We start from the raw sequence: 15,541 nt of genomic DNA on the forward strand, positions 1-15,541 counted from the left end.
ACCCGTGACCGTCGCACCGACCCCCGCTGCGCGACCCGGGTCCGCGCCCGGACCCGGGGACGAAGGCGTGGGTGTGGCGCTCGGACGCTGCCTGCGGCTGTTCGGCCTGGGCCTCTGGGAGCTCGTGCTCATGGTGTGGCTGCTGCTGGGCGTGTGCCTGACGGTGCTGTGGGTCGGGCTCTACCTCGTCCCGCCGACCGTGGACGCGATCGTCCGGGTCGCGCGGAGGCAGCGCCGGCTCGCGCGCCGCTACTCCGGCGTCGGGATCGCGGAACGTTACGCGCCACTGCCCGGCGCGGTCCTGCCCGACGGGGACGGCCGGAACCGATCGGCAGGCGGTCAGCTGTCCCGCCGGTGGCGCCGGCTGGCCGCGCAGCTCCGTGATCCCGCCGTGCAGCGCGACCTGCTGTGGTCGCTCGTCGACCCCGTCGTCGGGGCCGTCCTCGTGCTGGTGCCGCCTGCCCTCGTCCTCAACGCCCTGTGGGGCGTCGTGCTGCTGTTCGTGTGGCGTCCGATCGTCGCGGCGGACGGCACCCAGTGGTTCCTCTTCGTCCCCGTGAACGACCGGCCGTCCGCCGTCCTCGCGGCCGTCGTCGGTGTCGTCCTCGGTGTCCTCGGCGTGCTGCTGGCTCCGCGGTTCGTCCGCTGGCACGCGTCCTGGGCGCAGGTGCTGCTGCGCCCGTCGGGTCGCAGCCTCGAACGGCGCGTCGAGGAGCTCACGGTGTCGCGTGCCGCCGCCGTGGACGACGCGTCCGCCGAGGTCCGGCGCATCGAGCGCGACCTCCACGACGGCGCGCAGGCGCGGATCGTGTCGATGGGCATGACGCTCACCGCGGCCGAACGGCTCATGGACACCGACCCGGAGGCGGCGCGCGCCATGATCGCGGAGGCCAAGGCGTCGTCGTCCGCGGCGCTGCAGGAGCTGCGGGACCTCGTGCGCGGCATCCACCCACCCGTCCTCGCGGACCGCGGGCTCGTGGACGCGGTCCGGACGCTCGCGCTCGAGGCGCCCGTCCCTGTGGACGTCGTCTCGACGCTGGACGGGCGTGTGTCGGCGCCCGTCGAGTCGGCTGTCTACTTCGCGGTGTCCGAGCTGCTCGCGAACGTCGCCAAGCACGCCCGGGCCACCCGGGCGAGCGTGGAGGTGTCACGGGTCGACGGGGAGCTCGTCGTGGTCGTGGCCGACGACGGCGCCGGGGGCGCCTCAGCCGCCGGCGGGTCCGGGCTGGCGGGGATCAGCCGGCGGCTGGGCGCGTTCGACGGGACGCTGACGCTCGCGAGCAGGGTCGGGGCGGGGACCGTCGCGACCGTCCGCGTGCCCGTGGCCGTGGCCGGAGCCTGACCCGTCGCGCCTCCGCGTGCGTTTCGGCTCTTCGCGTGCGCCGGAACGCACGCGAACGGACCTTGCGTAGGCGACGGACGACGGCGGCGACGGTCGGGGGACGGACCGGGAGCGTCAGGCGGTGGCCGACGCCGCGGCGCGCGCCGCCCTCGGGAGCGCAGCCTCGATCCGTTCGAGGGCCGCGTCGTCGTGCGCCGCGGACAGGAACCACGCCTCGAACACGGACGGCGGCAGGTTGACGCCGCTGTCGAGCATGGAGTGGAAGAACGCGGTGTAGCGGAACGCGTCCTGGGCCTTGGCGTCGGCGTACGTGCGCACGCCGTGACGCGCGGCCGCCTCCCCGAAGAACACGGAGAACAGGTTCCCGGCGTGCTGGACGACGTGCGGCACCCCGGCGTCGTCGAGCGCTGCGCCCACGGCGGCGGACAACCGCGCGGCCGCCGCGTCGACGTGCGCGTACACGCCCGCGTCCGCGAGCCGCAGCGTCGCGAGGCCCGCGGCCACGGCCACCGGGTTCCCGGACAGCGTGCCCGCCTGGTACACCGGGCCGAGGGGCGCGAGGTGGTCCATGACGGCGGCCGACCCGCCGAGCGCAGCGACCGGCATGCCGCCGCCGACGACCTTCCCGAAGGTGAACAGGTCGGGGTCGTACGCCGCGTCGGGTCCGCTCGCGGAGCCCGTCTCGAGACCCCACCACCCCGACGGCCCGACCCGGAACCCGGTGAGCACCTCGTCGAAGATCAGCAGGGCGCCGTGCTCGCGCGTGATGCGGCGCAGCCCGGCGTTGAAGCCGTCGGGCGGGGTCACGATGCCCATGTTCGCGGGCGCGGCCTCGGTGATGAGAGCAGCGATCCGCGGGCCGTGCTGCGCGAATGCGGCCTCGACGGAGGACAGGTCGCCGTAGGGCACCACGATCGTCTCGCCCGCGGTCGCGGCGGTCACGCCGGCCGACCCGGGCAGTGCGAGCGTCGCGACGCCCGACCCGGCGTCCGCGAGGAGCGCGTCGCCGTGACCGTGGTAGCAGCCCGCGAACTTCACGACGAGGTCGCGCCCCGTGACCCCGCGGGCCAGGCGGATCGCGGTCATGGTCGCCTCGGTGCCCGTCGACACGAGCCGGACCCGCTCGGTGAGCGGCACACGCCGCCGGATCTCCTCCGCGAGCTCGACCTCGCCCACGGTGGGCGCACCGAACGACAGGCCGCGCGTCGCGGCCTCCTGCACGGCCGCGACGACCTCGGGGTGCGCGTGGCCCAGCAGCGCCGGGCCCCACGAGCACACCAGGTCGACGTACTCGCGCCCCGCGACGTCGGTGACGTACGCGCCGCGGGCGCTCGCGAGGAACCGCGGGTCGCCGCCGACGCTCCCGTACGCCCGGACGGGCGAGTTCACGCCGCCGGGGATCGCGTCCTGGGCGCGGACGAACGCGTCGTGGTTGGAGAGCGTCATGGGTCAGCGGCCTTCCTGGCTGGCACGGAGCCAGCCGGCGACCTCGGTCGCCCAGTACGTCAGGACGATGTCGGCGCCGGCGCGCTTGATCATCGTCAGGGACTCCTCGATCGCGGGTCGGCGCGAGATCCAGCCGTTCGCGGCGGCGGCCTCGATCATCGCGTACTCGCCCGACACCTGGTACGCGGCCACCGGCACGTCCGACCGTGCGGCGACGGCGGCCAGCACGTCGAGGTTCCCGGCGGGCTTCACCATGACGACGTCGGCGCCCTCGAGCAGGTCGACGTCCGTCTCGCGCAGCCCCTCGCGCCCGTTCGCGGGGTCGAGCTGGTACGTGCGGCGGTCGCCCTCGAGCGCCGAGTCGACGGCCTCGCGGAACGGCCCGTAGAACGCCGACGCGTACTTCGCCGTGTACGCGAGGATCGCCGTGTCCTCGTACCCGGCCTCGTCGAGCGCGTCGCGGACCGCCGCGACCTGGCCGTCCATCATCCCGGACAGGCCGAGCACGTCCGCCCCGGCCTCGGCCTGCGCGAGCGCCATCGCCTGGTAGCGGACGAGCGTCGCGTCGTTGTCGACGCGCGGCGACCCGTCGCGCGCGGGGATGTCGGAGAGGACGCCGCAGTGCCCGTGGTCGGTGAACTCGTCGAGGCACAGGTCGCCCATGACGACGAGCCTGCCGCCCGCCGCCTCGGCGGCGACCCGCAGGCCGCGCTGCAGGATCCCGTCGGGGTCGTCCGCCTGGGAGCCCGTCGCGTCCCGCACCGCGGGCACGCCGAACAGCATGACGCCGCCCACGCCGAGGTCGGCCGCCTCGCGCACCGCACCCGCGAGGGAGTCGAGCGTGTGCTGCACGACGCCCGGCATCGAGCCGAGCGGCGACGGCTCGGCCAGACCCTCCTTGACGAACAGCGGCAGGACGAGCTCGGCCGCGTGCAGGCGCGTCTCGGACACGAGCCGGCGCATCGCCGGGGACGTGCGCAGCCGGCGCGGGCGGACGAGCGGGACGGTCGCGAGCGAGCGGGCGGGCGTGTCGGAGGTCATGCGTTCTCCTCGGGGGAGGGATGGAGTGTGAGGGCGACGACGACCGCGGCGGCGAGACCGGCATCGTCGGGGGTGGCGGCCACGGCGTCGAGGCGCAGGCCCGCCTCGGTCGCGGCGCGGCGGGTGGGCTCGCCGATCGCGACGCCGGCGACGTCGTCGCGCGCGCCGAGCTGTCCGGAGATCTCGCGGGCGACGCTGCCGGACGTCAGGACGACGGCGTCGACCCGCCCGTCGTGCCAGGCGGCGGCGACGTCCGCGTCGATCGGGTGCGTCACGGTCCGGTAGACCGTCACGACGTGCTGGCGCGCGCCCATCGCGGCGAGCCCGCGCGCGAGCGTCGGCCGGGCGAGGTCGCCGAGGGGGAGCAGGACCTCCGGCCCGGGCGCGGTGGCGGACGTGTCGTCGCCGGTCTCAGCGCCGGAGCCCGCGCGGTCGGTCGCCGAGGCGACGCTGAGGGCCCGCAGCGCGGCGAGCAGGCCGATCGCGGACGACTCCGCGGGCACGAGCTCGGGCTCGACCCCCACGGCGCCGAGCGCCTTCGCCGTGGCAGGCCCGACGGCGGCCCAGCGGGTCGGGACGTCGACGAGCGCACCTCCCGCACGTGTCACCGCGGCGCCGAGCTCGTCGATCGCGTTGACGCTCGTGACGAGGGTCCACGTGAAACGTCCGGCGACGAGGTCGCGGGCGGCGGAGTCGATCGCGTCGACGTCCTCGGCGGGCGCCCGCTCGACGACCGCCGACACCAGCACCTGCGCGCCCAGCTCGTGGAGCCGCGCGGCGAGCCCCAGGGCACGGTCGAGCGCGCGCGGGACGAGGACGGTCCGTCCGGCGAGCGGCCCGCCGGTGCCCGTGTCGCCGGTACCGGCAGTGCCGGTGTCGCCCGTGCTGGTGTCGCCGGCAGACCGCGGTCCGCGCGTGGTCATCGGCCGGTCCCGACGACGTCGGGCATCGCGGCGGCGATCTCGTCGGCGACGCGGGTGCCGAGCGCGACGGCGTCGTCGACGGTGAGGCCGGCGTCCGCCGTGGCGAGGACTCGTGCGGTGCGCCGCTCGACGGTCCGTCCGTCGAGCGTGACGGCGACGGCGTCGAGCACGAGCTCCTCTCGCCGAACGGGCGGTTGTCCACCCGAGACCACGTCAGGAGGTGGATCACCGCCCGTTCGGCCGGGGACAGGCGCCCGGTCGACGACGTGGGCCAGCGCGCCGAGCGGCGCCGCGCACCCCGCCTCGAGCCGCGCGAGGAACGCGCGCTCGGCCGCGACGGACAGCGTCGTGGCGTGGTCGGCGAGCGCGTCGAACGCCGCGGTGATGGCATCGTCCAGCGCCGTGGCGGCCACGTCGTCGCCGGCCTCCCGTGCCTCGACGGCGAGCGCGCCCTGCCCGGGGGCGGGCAGCATGACGTCGGGCGCGAAGGCCTCGGCGACCGCGTCGAGCCGACCGATCCGTTCCAGGCCGGCGCGGGCCAGCACCACCCCGTCGAGGTCGCCGGTCTCGGGGTGGACGCGCCCGAGCCGGGTGTCGATGTTCCCCCGGATGTCGAGGATCTCGAGGTCGGGTCGTGCGGCGCGGAGCTGGGCGGCGCGGCGCGGCGACCCCGTGCCGACGCGGGCGCCGATCGGCAGCGCGGCGAGCCCGTCGCCCGTGCGGGTGCACAGCACGTCGGCGGGGTCGACGCGCTCCGGCGACACGAGCCGCAGCCCGGGCGCCGGCGCGACGGGGAGGTCCTTGAGGGAGTGCACGGCGACGTCGCAGCGCCCGTCGAGCAGGGCGTCCCGCAGCGCGGTCACGAACACGCCGGTGCCCCCGAGCTGGGTGAGCGACCCGGTGCGGACGTCCCCGTCGGTCTGGATGCGGACGATCTCGACCGGGAGCCCGGTGAGGTCCGCGAGGCGGTCGGCGACGGTCTGCGTCTGGGTGAGGGCGAGCTGGGAGCCGCGGGTGCCGACCCGCAGCAGGGGACCGGACGAGGAGGCGGAGGTCACGGGTCCAGTGTCCGCCCGTCCGGGCGTGCACGGTAATCAGGTGACCGGTCGTCAGATCGGCGTCACAGGCGGCCGACCAGACGCGGGGACGTGCGGCCCAGCGGGTGCCGCGAGCGCTTGCCAAGACACATCGTCCCGATCTGCAAGACGATTCCGTCCCCCTGTTGGACACCACCGCCCGTCCGCCTACCTTCGAGGCCTCCCGGACCCTACGGAAGCGGACATGACTCACATCTCTCGCATCGCCTCGGTGCTCGCACGGCGGCACCCCGAGATCGAGGTGCGCCCCGGCTCCACCGGCACCGCGGCCTACGCTCATGACGCCGGCACCCGCCCCCGCGTCGCGCACCCTGACGCCCCCGGTCCGACCGTGGCGTTCCCGGCCACCGTCGAGCAGGTCCAGGACGTCGTGCGCGTCGCCGCGTCGCTCGGCGTCGCCGTCGTGCCCCGCGGCGCGGGAACCGGCCTGTCGGGCGGAGCGAGCGCCGACGTCGGACAGCTCGTCGTGTCGACCGACCGGCTCGACCGCGTGCTCGAGGTCTCGCCCGCCGACGAGCTCGTCGTCGTCGAGGCCGGGGTCGTGAACGCCGACCTCGACGCCCACCTCGCCCCGCACGGGCTCTTCTACGCCCCCGACCCCGCCTCCTACGAGACCTCGACCATCGGCGGCAACGTCGCGACGAACGCCGGTGGCCTGCGCTGCGCCAAGTACGGCGTCACGCGCGAGTCCGTGCTCGCGCTCGACGTGGTGCTCGCCGACGGCAGCGTGCTGCACACCGGGCACCGCTCGGTCAAGGGCGTGACCGGCCTCGACCTCACGTCGTTGTTCGTCGGGTCGGAGGGCACGCTCGGGATCGTCGTCCGCGCGACCCTGCGCGTGCGTCCCCGGCCGGTCGCCCGTCGCAGCCTCACCGCGTTCTTCCCCGACACGCTCCGGGGCGCCCACGCGCTCGTCGCTCTGGCCGCCACGCCGGTGCGACCCGCCGTGGTCGAGTTCCTCGACGGGCCGACGCTCCGCGGCATCGACGCGCACTCGGGCTCCGACCTCAGCGCCCGCGGCGGCTCGCTCGTCCTCGTCGAGCTCGACGGCTACGGCATCGACGAGCAGACCCGCGACCTCACCGCGGCGCTCGCCGCGGCTGGCGGGACGGTCCGCGTCGAGAGCCCCGAGGACGCCGCGCACCTGTGGCACCTGCGCCGCCACGGGCGGGGCGTCGGACGGGGCGAGCCGCGCTGGTTCGTCGGCGAGGACGTCGCCGTACCGCGGTCCGTGCTGCCGGACGTGTTCGCGTACCTGCCCGAGCTGGAGCGCCGGTACGGGGTCGAGGCCTCGGCCGTCGCCCACGCCGCCGACGGCAACCTGCACCCGCTGCTCAGCCGGCCCGTGCGCGCGGACGACGCCCCGGACGTCGTCCCGCCCGACCTCGCGGAGGCGGCCACGGCGCTCGTGCGCTTCGCTGTCGCGCACGGTGGGACCGTCTCGGGCGAGCACGGCATCGGGACGGTGAAGCGGGACTGGGCGCGTCTCGAGCTGGACGACGTCGCCCTGCGGGCCCAGCACGCGGTCACGGCGGCGCTCGACCCGCACGCGCTCCTCAACCCCGGCAAGGCGCTGCCCGTGCTCGAGCCGCGCACGCCGCTCGACGGGCCCGTCCCCCGGGCGGCGCCGTCGACCCACCCGGACCCGGTCCCCACCACCGTCTGACCACCCCCCGCGCCACCCCGTCTCCCGAGAGGAACCACCCATGTCACGCACGACCACCCGACCCAGACCCGCCGCGCCGGTCCGCGCGCTCGCCCGCGCCGCGTCCGTCCTGTCCACCGGCCTCGCCGTGGCTCTCCTCGCCGCGTGCACGGGCGGCGCGGGCGCGACGTCCCCGTCGGACGGCGGCTCACCGCGCGCCGGTGGCGACCTGACCGTCCTCATCTCGAACTTCGACGCGGGCTGGGTGCCGAGCAAGAGCTCGATCTCGAGCTACGAGGGCAACGTGTGGGGCGAGATCACCGACAAGCTCGTCTACGTCGACCCGAAGGGCGCGGTCAGCCCCTGGATCGCGGAGAGCTGGGACCAGAGCAAGGACGCCCGCACGTACACGCTGCACCTCAAGCAGGGCGTCACCTTCTCGGACGGCACGCCGCTCGACGCGCAGGCCGTCGTCACCAATATCGACACCTGGGCGAAGGGCGACCCCGCCCGCGGCATCACCCGCATCGCCTTGTTCCCGTCGGCGTCCTACGACCACGCGAAGGCGGTCGACGACCACACCGTCGAGGTGGTCTTCACCAAGCCCACGCTCGGGTTCATCCCGACGCTCGGGTACCACGGCTCGATCCTCGTCTCGCCGAAGAGCATCGCCCTCAGCCTGGACGAGCAGGGCGACCTGTCGAAGGAGATCGGCAGCGGCCCGTTCGTCGTGACGTCGTGGAAGGCGGGCGACTCGGTCGTCCTCGCGAAGCGGCCCGACTACGACTGGGGGCCGAAGGTGCTCGACCACGACGGCCCGGCGTACCTCGACACGGTGACGTACAAGATCGTCAAGGAGGACTCGCTCCGGTCGTCGGCCGTGCAGTCCGGCCAGGCGGACGTCGCGTTCAACGTGTCCCCGCAGGAGATCGAGACGCTGCGAGGGCAGGGCTTCGACGTCGAGACGCCGCGCTACCTCGGGTTCGTCCACGGGTTCAAGGTGAGCACCAAGGCAGCGCCGTTCGACGACCTCCGGGTCCGGCAGGCGCTGCAGCACGGCATCGACCGGCAGCAGATCATCGACACCGTGTACACGTCCGACTGGCAGGCCGCGACCGGCTTCATCCAGGGCACGGTCCCCGAGGCCGGCGACTTCTCCTCGACCTTCGCGTACGACCCGGAGCAGTCGAAGAAGCTCCTCGACGAGGCCGGGTGGGTCGCGGGCGCGGACGGCGTGCGCGTCAAGGACGGCAAGGCGCTCGAGCTCACGCTGTACCCGACGCCGTACATCATCACGTCGGAGCCCATCGACGAGCTCGTGTCGCAGCAGCTCACGAAGCTCGGATTCAAGGTCACGATCCAGAGGCTCGACGTCCCGAGCTACCTCGATCGGCTCACCGGGAACCAGTCCATCGCGCTGGCCGACGTGACCCGCAGCTTCGTGGACGTGGGCACGGTCGCGGGCGTCCTCACGGACTCCAACGGTGGGGAGGACTGGTTCGCCGTCGGGCACTCGGACGCGACGCTCGACCGGCTCAGCGCCGACATCTCGGACGCGTCCGACGCGGCGTCCCGCAAGAAGCTCGTGGACGAGCTCCAGGAGTACGTGCTCGACCAGGGCTACTTCGTCCCCGTGACCCAGATCGTGCAGCGCATCTACCTGCAGTCGCCGAAGGTGCACGGCGCGTCGTTCAACGGGCTCGCGTACGCGAACTACGCCACCGCGTGGGTCGACTGACATGAGCGGCCGTCACGGGGTCTTCGTGGCCCGCAGGGTCGGTCAGGCCGCCCTGGTCGTCCTGCTCACCTACGTCTTCACGTTCCTCGTGATCAGCGTGCTGCCCGGGGACCCCGTGACGAGCATGCTGCGCGACCCGGAGAACGGCTTCTCCGACCAGGACGTGCAGCAGATCGTCGCGTACTACCACCTGGACCAGCCGGTCCTCGTGCAGCTCGCGACCTCTCTCGGCCGGTTCCTCACCGGCGACCTGGGTGTGTCCCTGCGCACCCAGGTCCCGGTGACCCAGCTGCTCGGCGACGCGCTCCCGTCGACGCTCGAGCTCACCGCGACCGCGCTCGGCGTCGCGCTCCTGCTCGCCGTCGTGGTCGCGTACGGCACCCAGTTCCTGCCCCCGCGCCTCGGTCAGGGCATCGTGCGGGCGGTGCCGTCCGCCGCGCTCTCCGTGCCTTCGTTCGTGATCGGCATCGTGCTCGTCCGGACGTTCGGGTTCCAGCTCGGGTGGTTCTCCATCACGGATCCCGACTCCCTGACCGCGACGCTCGTGGCGGGCGTCGCGCTCGGCATCCCGGTGTCCGCGCAGATCGCGGAGGTGCTCGTCGCGAACCTCGACCACGAGCGCACGCAGGACTACGTGACGCTCGCCCGGTCGCGTGGCCTGACGAGCCGGGAGCTGTTCCGGCGGCACCTCCTCAAACCCTCGGCGCTGCCTGTGCTGACGGTCGTCGCCATCGCCGTGGGCGAGCTCCTCGGCGGGTCGCTCATCACCGAGTCGGTGTTCGGGCGGCAGGGCGTCGGCACCCTCGTCGAGACCTCCGTCACCGGCCAGGACCTCCCCGTGCTGCAGGCCGTCGTGGTGCTCGCCGCGATCGTGTTCGTGGTCGTGAACCTCGCGGCCGACCTGCTCTACCCGCTGCTCGACGCCCGCCTGCGGCCGTCGGCACGGTCGGCCGCCCCGGTGACCGCCCCCGCCCGCACCCTCTCCGACGCCGTGGCAGGTGCCGCATGACCACGACCGTGCTCCCCGAGGCACACTCCCCGCACGACGCCCCGAACGTCGCCCCGCCGGGCGCCCGTCGCCCGGCCCGCGTCCGGCGCGTGCCCGTGTCCCTCGCGCTGTCCGTCGCCGTCGTGGTGCTGGTCGTCGCGTGGGCGCTCCTGCCCGACGTCTTCGCCCACCAGGACCCCGTCACCGGCGTGCCCGCCCAGAAGTTCCTCCCCCCGGGGGCCGCGCACTGGTTCGGCACCGACCACCTCGGCCGTGACGTGTACTCCCGCATCGTCCACGGCACCGCGTCGTCCGTCCTCAGCGCCCTCGTCGCCGTCGGGATCGGCGTCGTCGTCGGGGGCGTCCTCGGGCTCGTCGCCGGGTTCGTCGGCGGGTGGGTCGACGCCGTCGTCGGACGGACCGTCGACGTGCTCCTCGCCGTCCCCGGCTTCCTGCTCGCCGTCGTGGTGGTGAGCGCGCTCGGCTTCCAGACGATCAACGCCGCCGTCGCGACGGGGGTGTCCGCCGTCGCGGTGTTCGCGCGGGTCATGCGCGCCGAGGTGCTCAAGGTGCGCCGTGCGACCTTCGTCGAGGCGTCCACGCTCGCCGGCGGGTCGTCGCTGCACGTCCTCGTGCGCCACGTCCTGCCCAACGCGTACCGGTCCGTCCTCGCGCTGTCCGTGCTCCAGCTCGGCGTCTCGATCCTCGTGATCGCCGGGCTCGCGTTCCTCGGGTACGGCGACCCGCCGCCAGCGTCCGACTGGGGGCTCCTCGTCGCGTCCGGCAAGAACTACCCGCTCGCGCCGTGGCTCGTCCTGGCGCCCGCGGCCGTGATCGTCGTCGTCGTCCTGTCCGTCAACCGCGTCAGCCGCCGGCTGCGGCAGGCATGAGCAGGGAGAGCACCATGTCCGAGACCGAAGACCTGTCGGCAGACGTGCCGGCGACGCCCGAGCTCCTGCGGGTCGACGGGCTGACCGTCGGCTACGGCCGCGAGCCCGTCGTGCACGACGTCGGGCTCACCGTGTCGCGCGGCGAGACCGTCGCTCTCATCGGAGAGTCCGGGTCCGGCAAGTCCACCGTCGCACGGGCCGTCCTGCGGCTCCTGCCGCGCGGCGCGTGGGCGCAGGGGTCGGTCACGCTCGCCGGTCACGACGCCCTGGGCCTGTCCGAGGCGCAGTTCCGTCGCCTGCGCGGCCGTGTCGTCGGGTTCGTCCCGCAGGACCCGGCGAGCTCCCTCAACCCGGTCCGCACCATCGGTGCGCAGGCCGACGAAGCGGCCCGGCTGCTCGACCTGCCCGACCGTGCCGCGCGACGCGCCCGCGTCCTCGAGGTGCTCGCCCGCGTCGGCCTCGACGACCCCGAGCGGGTCCACGCCTCGTACCCGCACCAGCTCTCGGGCGGGATGCTGCAACGCGTCCTCATCGCGCTCGCCGTGCTCCCCGGCCCGGACCTCCTGGTGGCCGACGAACCCACGTCGGCGCTCGACGTCACCGTGCAGCAACGCATCCTCGACCTGCTCGCCGAGCTCCAGGACTCGCTCGGGCTCGGCATCCTGCTCATCACGCACGACCTCGCGCTCGCTGCCGAGCGGGCCGACCGGCTCGCCGTCCTGCGCGACGGACGCGTCCAGGAGTCCGGGCCGTCGCGCCAGGTGCTGCTGGAGCCCGCGTCCGAGTACGCGCGAACCCTGGGCGCGGACGTGCCGTCGCTGCACCCCGACCGGTTCGACGCGCTGCGGGCCCGGCGGTCCCTCGCGCCCGGCGCTGCGCCGCAGATCGAGCTGCGCGGTGTGGACCGCACGTTCCGGACGGGGGACACCGACGTGGTCGCGGCGTCCGGCGTGTCCTTCGCGGTCGCCCGCGGCACCACGCACGCGCTCGTGGGCGAGTCGGGGTCGGGCAAGACGACCGCGGTCCGGATCCTCCTCGGGCTCGAGACGCCGGACGCGGGCGAGGTGCTCGTCGGCGGAGAGGCGCTCGGGCGGCGGTCACGGGCGCAGGTGCGTGCGCTGCGCCGTCACCTCCAGCTCGTCTACCAGAACCCGTTCACGTCGCTCGACCCGACGTGGTCGGTGGAGCGGCTGGTCCGGGAGCCGCTCGACCGGTTCCGGGTCGGCACGAAGGCCGAGCGGGCGGAGGCGGTCGCGCGGGCACTCGACGACGTCGGACTGTCGCGCGACCTGCTCGGCCGGCGCCCCGTCGCGCTCTCCGGCGGGCAGCGCCAGCGCGTCGCGATCGCGCGCGCCCTCGTCCTGCGTCCCGACGTCATCGTGCTCGACGAGCCCACCACCGCGCTCGACGTCACCGTCCAGGCGGGCATCGTCCGCGTGCTCCTGGAGCTCCAGGCACGTCACGGGCTCACCTACCTGTTCGTGTCGCACGACCTGGGTCTCGTCCGGCAGGTCGCCGACACCGTGAGCGTGCTCGAGCGCGGACGCGTCGTCGAGCACGGCCACGTCGCCGACGTGTTCACCGACCCGCAGCACCCGTACACCCGTGCGCTGCTCGCCGCCGTGCCGCGCGCCGCGCAGCACCCGACCACCGCGCAGCACCCCGTGCCCGCCCAGCACCCGACCCTGGAGCCCGTCCCATGAGCCTCACCGTTGACGCACCGACCACCCGTTCCGCTCGCCGCCGTCCCGACCTCGTGAGCGCGCTCCGGGCGCCCCAGGGCTTCGGTGACGCCACGCTGCGCGACCGCGCCCCCGACGCCATCGAGCTGCTCGGCGGCATCCCGGACCCGTCGGTCCTGCCCGCGGACGAGCTGGCCGCTGCCACCGCCCGCGTCCTCGCCCGCCCGGGCCTGGCCGCCCTCCAGTACTCCCGCACCCAGGGCATCAGCCCGCTGCGCGAGTGGGTCGCCGCACGCGAGGGCGTGCCGGTCGAGCGGGTCCTCGTGACCAACGGCGGGTTCCACGGGCTGTCGCTCGCCGTGCAGGCCGTCGTGGAGCGCGGTGCGACCGTCGCGGTCGACAACCCGGTGTTCCCGCTGTTCCTCCGGGGTCTCGAGCTGTCCGACGCCCGCGTGGCCCCCGTGCCTGTCGGCGCGCACGGGATCGACGTGGAGGCGCTCGCCGACCTGCTGCGCGGCGGGCTGCGCCCCGCCGCCCTCTACACGGTGCCCGACTTCCACAACCCGTCGCAGGGCACCCTGCCGACCGAGCAGCGGCGTGCGCTCGTGCGTCTCGCCGAGCACTACGGGTTCGTGGTCCTGGCGGACAACCCGTACCGCGAGCTGCGGTTCCGGGGGACGCCGCAGGACGTCGAGCCGTTCAACACGTCGAGCCACGTGGTGCACGTCAACACGTTCACCAAGACGCTCGGGCCGGGCCTCCGGCTCGGCTGGGTCGTGCTGCCCGACGACCTCGCCGCGGACGTCGCGGCCCTGCGCGCCCGACAGGACGGTCACAGCTCGACGTTCGTCCAGGCGGTCGTGGGGGAGCTCGTGACGTCCGACCCGGACCTGTTCGACCGGGTGCTCGACACCGCGCGCGCCCTGTACCGGCGCCGGTCGGACGCGCTCGCCGACGCCCTGGAGGCCGCGGCGCCGGGCGCCTTCCGCGTCGAGCGACCCGAGGGCGGCCTGTTCCTGTGGCCTGAGATCGCGGACCCGGACGTCGACCCCGAGGTCCTCGCGGCCGACGCGGCGGCGGAGGGCGTCCTCTACCAGCGCGGGTCGTTCTTCCCGTCAGGCCCGGGGACGGACGCGCACCGGCACCTGCGCCTGTCGTTCGGTGACACGTCCGAGGCCCGGCTCGTCGAGGCGGCACGGCGGCTCGGCCGGGCGGTGCGTCGGCAGCGGTAGGCGGGCCGGTCGCGTCCCGCGTCAGGCGATGGCGGGGGGTGTGACGGCCGCCCGGGCGTGGCCGACGACGGCAGCGAGCCCCGTCCCCGCGACCCAGCCGCCGACGACGGTCAGCCCGGGCGCTGCAGCCTGCGCCGCCTCGGCGCGCTCCCGGTCGAACGAGACGGCCGGCGCGAGCGCGTCGGGCCAGTGCGTGCCGAGGTGCCCGACGACCGCGGCCCGGTCGAGCGTGACGCCGAGCAGCCGGGACGCGTCCGCGAGCGCCTCGTCGACGTCCGGCACGCGGGTGTGCCCCGGGTCGCCTGCGCGCCCGTAGGACAGGCGGACCACGTGCCGGTGCACGGGCAGGGCGGCGCGCAGCCACGGCCACTTCGCGGTCGCGTGGGTGAGCCCCTTCGCACGGACGTCCGCGGACGGTGCGACGAGCACGCCCGTGCCGCGGGGTGCCGCGTCGAGCGCCGGGGCGTCGAGCACGAGGGTGACGAGCTGCACGTCCGAGCCGTGCCGCGGGTGGGCGGTCGCGGGCGGGAGGAGGTCGCCGAGCAGGTCGGTCGCGACACGACGGGGTGTCGCGGCGACGACCCGGGCGGCGGCGACCTGCTCGTCGCCCGCGCGCACCACCCAGCCGTCCCCGTCGCCGTTGCGCACCAGCGCGTCGACCCGGACGCCTGTACGCACCGCGCCGCCCGCAGCCTCGATCGCGTCGACGAGCTCGTCGACGATCCGGTGCATGCCGCCCTCGACGCCCGCGACGGGCGACCCGGGCTTGTCCTTGCCGCGGCCGGGCGCCGCGGCGACCTGGGACGCCGCCCGCAGCAGCGACCCCGTCTTCTCGTACGCGGCGACGAGCTGCGGGGCGACGGTCCGCGGGTCGAGCGTCGCCGGGTCGGCGGAGTGCACCCCGCCGGCGACGGGGGCGACGAGCCGGTCGAGCACGGTCTCGCCGAGGCGCTCGCGGACCCAGTCCGCGAGCGACCAGGGCCGGTCCGGCGGCGGGACGGGCGTGCGCGGCATGCCGAGGTCCCACCAGGCGCGCAGCGCCCCCCACGTGCCGAGCGCCCGGCGGACGTCGCGCGACCAGGGGGACGTCGGGATGCCGAGGGTGGCGGTGCGGGGGAGGGGCACCGCGACGGGTCGCAGGGGCGCGTCGGGGTCGTCGTGCGCGCGCTCGGCGGCGTACGCCCACGCGCCGAGCGGGTCGGGCTGCACGACGGCGAGGCCGAGGTCGCGGGCGAGGTCCGCGACGGCGGGGGTGCGGGTCGCGAACGACTCGGCGCCGACGTCGACGGTGACGGTGCTGCCGTCGGCCAGGTCGAGCGTCGCGCCGCGGACCGTGCCGCCGACCTGCTCCGACGCCTCGAGGACGAGCACGTGATCCCCGGCCTGCGCGCGTACCCACGCGGCGACGAGCCCGGCGATCCCGCCCCCGACGACGACGGTGACGATCGGGCGGGCAGGCGTTCGTGCGGCGGCGTCCGGGACCGGCCGGTCGGCGCTCTCTCCACCCATGGACGTCA

General features: G+C 75.2%; 12 protein-coding genes. 7 read left to right on the forward strand and 5 right to left on the reverse strand.

All coding sequences use genetic code 11. The features are described from left to right. The first annotated feature begins 4 nt into the window (after positions 1-4). Positions 5-1,342 carry a sensor histidine kinase gene (locus CLV34_RS05675; RefSeq protein WP_157803723.1) on the forward strand — a complete coding sequence of 446 codons (1,338 nt, stop codon included), beginning with the start codon at positions 5-7 and terminating at the stop codon, positions 1,340-1,342. Between the two features lie 114 nt (positions 1,343-1,456). Here CLV34_RS05675 and hemL read toward each other — a convergent pair whose 3' ends face one another. From hemL to hemC, 4 genes are read right to left on the reverse strand one after another with little or no spacing between them, the layout of a single operon-like run. Continuing rightward, positions 1,457-2,788, reverse strand: coding sequence for a glutamate-1-semialdehyde 2,1-aminomutase (gene hemL, locus CLV34_RS05680; protein ID WP_100349329.1), 1,332 nt, complete (start codon positions 2,786-2,788; stop codon positions 1,457-1,459). A 3-nt stretch (positions 2,789-2,791) separates the two neighbouring features. Then, positions 2,792-3,829 carry a porphobilinogen synthase gene (hemB, locus tag CLV34_RS05685; RefSeq protein WP_100349330.1) on the reverse strand — a complete coding sequence of 346 codons (1,038 nt, stop codon included), beginning with the start codon at positions 3,827-3,829 and terminating at the stop codon, positions 2,792-2,794. Further along, positions 3,826-4,752: a uroporphyrinogen-III synthase gene (locus CLV34_RS05690; protein ID WP_100349331.1), complete on the reverse strand. Its 927-nt coding sequence runs from the start codon at positions 4,750-4,752 to the stop codon at positions 3,826-3,828. The genes hemB and CLV34_RS05690 overlap by 4 nt, the downstream gene beginning before the upstream one ends. Then, on the reverse strand, positions 4,749-5,810 hold the full coding sequence (gene hemC / locus CLV34_RS05695; protein WP_245859023.1) for a hydroxymethylbilane synthase: 1,062 nt from the start codon (positions 5,808-5,810) through the stop codon (positions 4,749-4,751). Before hemC ends, CLV34_RS05690 begins: the two co-directional genes overlap by 4 nt. A gap of 223 nt (positions 5,811-6,033) precedes the next feature. Here hemC and CLV34_RS05700 point away from each other — a divergent pair, with 223 nt between their 5' ends. Genes CLV34_RS05700 through CLV34_RS05725 form a run of 6 tightly spaced genes read left to right on the forward strand, consistent with a single transcriptional unit; the run spans position 6,034 to position 14,024 of the window. Next, positions 6,034-7,515 carry an FAD-binding oxidoreductase gene (locus CLV34_RS05700; protein WP_100349332.1) on the forward strand — a complete coding sequence of 494 codons (1,482 nt, stop codon included), beginning with the start codon at positions 6,034-6,036 and terminating at the stop codon, positions 7,513-7,515. A gap of 40 nt (positions 7,516-7,555) precedes the next feature. Then, the gene (locus CLV34_RS05705; RefSeq protein ID WP_100349333.1) at positions 7,556-9,232 is read left to right on the forward strand and encodes an ABC transporter substrate-binding protein; all 1,677 of its coding nucleotides are present in this window, start codon (positions 7,556-7,558) and stop codon (positions 9,230-9,232) included. 1 nt (position 9,233) lies between these two features. Then, positions 9,234-10,241, forward strand: a complete 1,008-nt coding sequence (locus CLV34_RS05710) for an ABC transporter permease (protein ID WP_100349334.1) — start codon at positions 9,234-9,236, stop codon at positions 10,239-10,241. Next, positions 10,238-11,110 (forward strand): ABC transporter permease, encoded by an 873-nt coding sequence (locus CLV34_RS05715; RefSeq protein ID WP_100349335.1) that lies wholly within the window; start codon positions 10,238-10,240, stop codon positions 11,108-11,110. Before CLV34_RS05710 ends, CLV34_RS05715 begins: the two co-directional genes overlap by 4 nt. Before the next feature lie 14 nt (positions 11,111-11,124). Further along, the gene (locus CLV34_RS05720; RefSeq protein ID WP_100349336.1) at positions 11,125-12,813 is read left to right on the forward strand and encodes a dipeptide ABC transporter ATP-binding protein; all 1,689 of its coding nucleotides are present in this window, start codon (positions 11,125-11,127) and stop codon (positions 12,811-12,813) included. Next, complete coding sequence (locus CLV34_RS05725) at positions 12,810-14,024, forward strand: aminotransferase-like domain-containing protein (protein WP_100349337.1); 1,215 nt, start codon at positions 12,810-12,812, stop codon at positions 14,022-14,024. Before CLV34_RS05720 ends, CLV34_RS05725 begins: the two co-directional genes overlap by 4 nt. Before the next feature lie 21 nt (positions 14,025-14,045). Here CLV34_RS05725 and CLV34_RS05730 read toward each other — a convergent pair whose 3' ends face one another. Continuing rightward, complete coding sequence (locus CLV34_RS05730; protein WP_100349338.1) at positions 14,046-15,533, reverse strand: protoporphyrinogen/coproporphyrinogen oxidase; 1,488 nt, start codon at positions 15,531-15,533, stop codon at positions 14,046-14,048. Positions 15,534-15,541 lie beyond the last annotated feature (8 nt).

The organism is Luteimicrobium subarcticum (assembly GCF_002798015.1).
Taxonomy (GTDB): domain Bacteria; phylum Actinomycetota; class Actinomycetes; order Actinomycetales; family Cellulomonadaceae; genus Luteimicrobium; species Luteimicrobium subarcticum.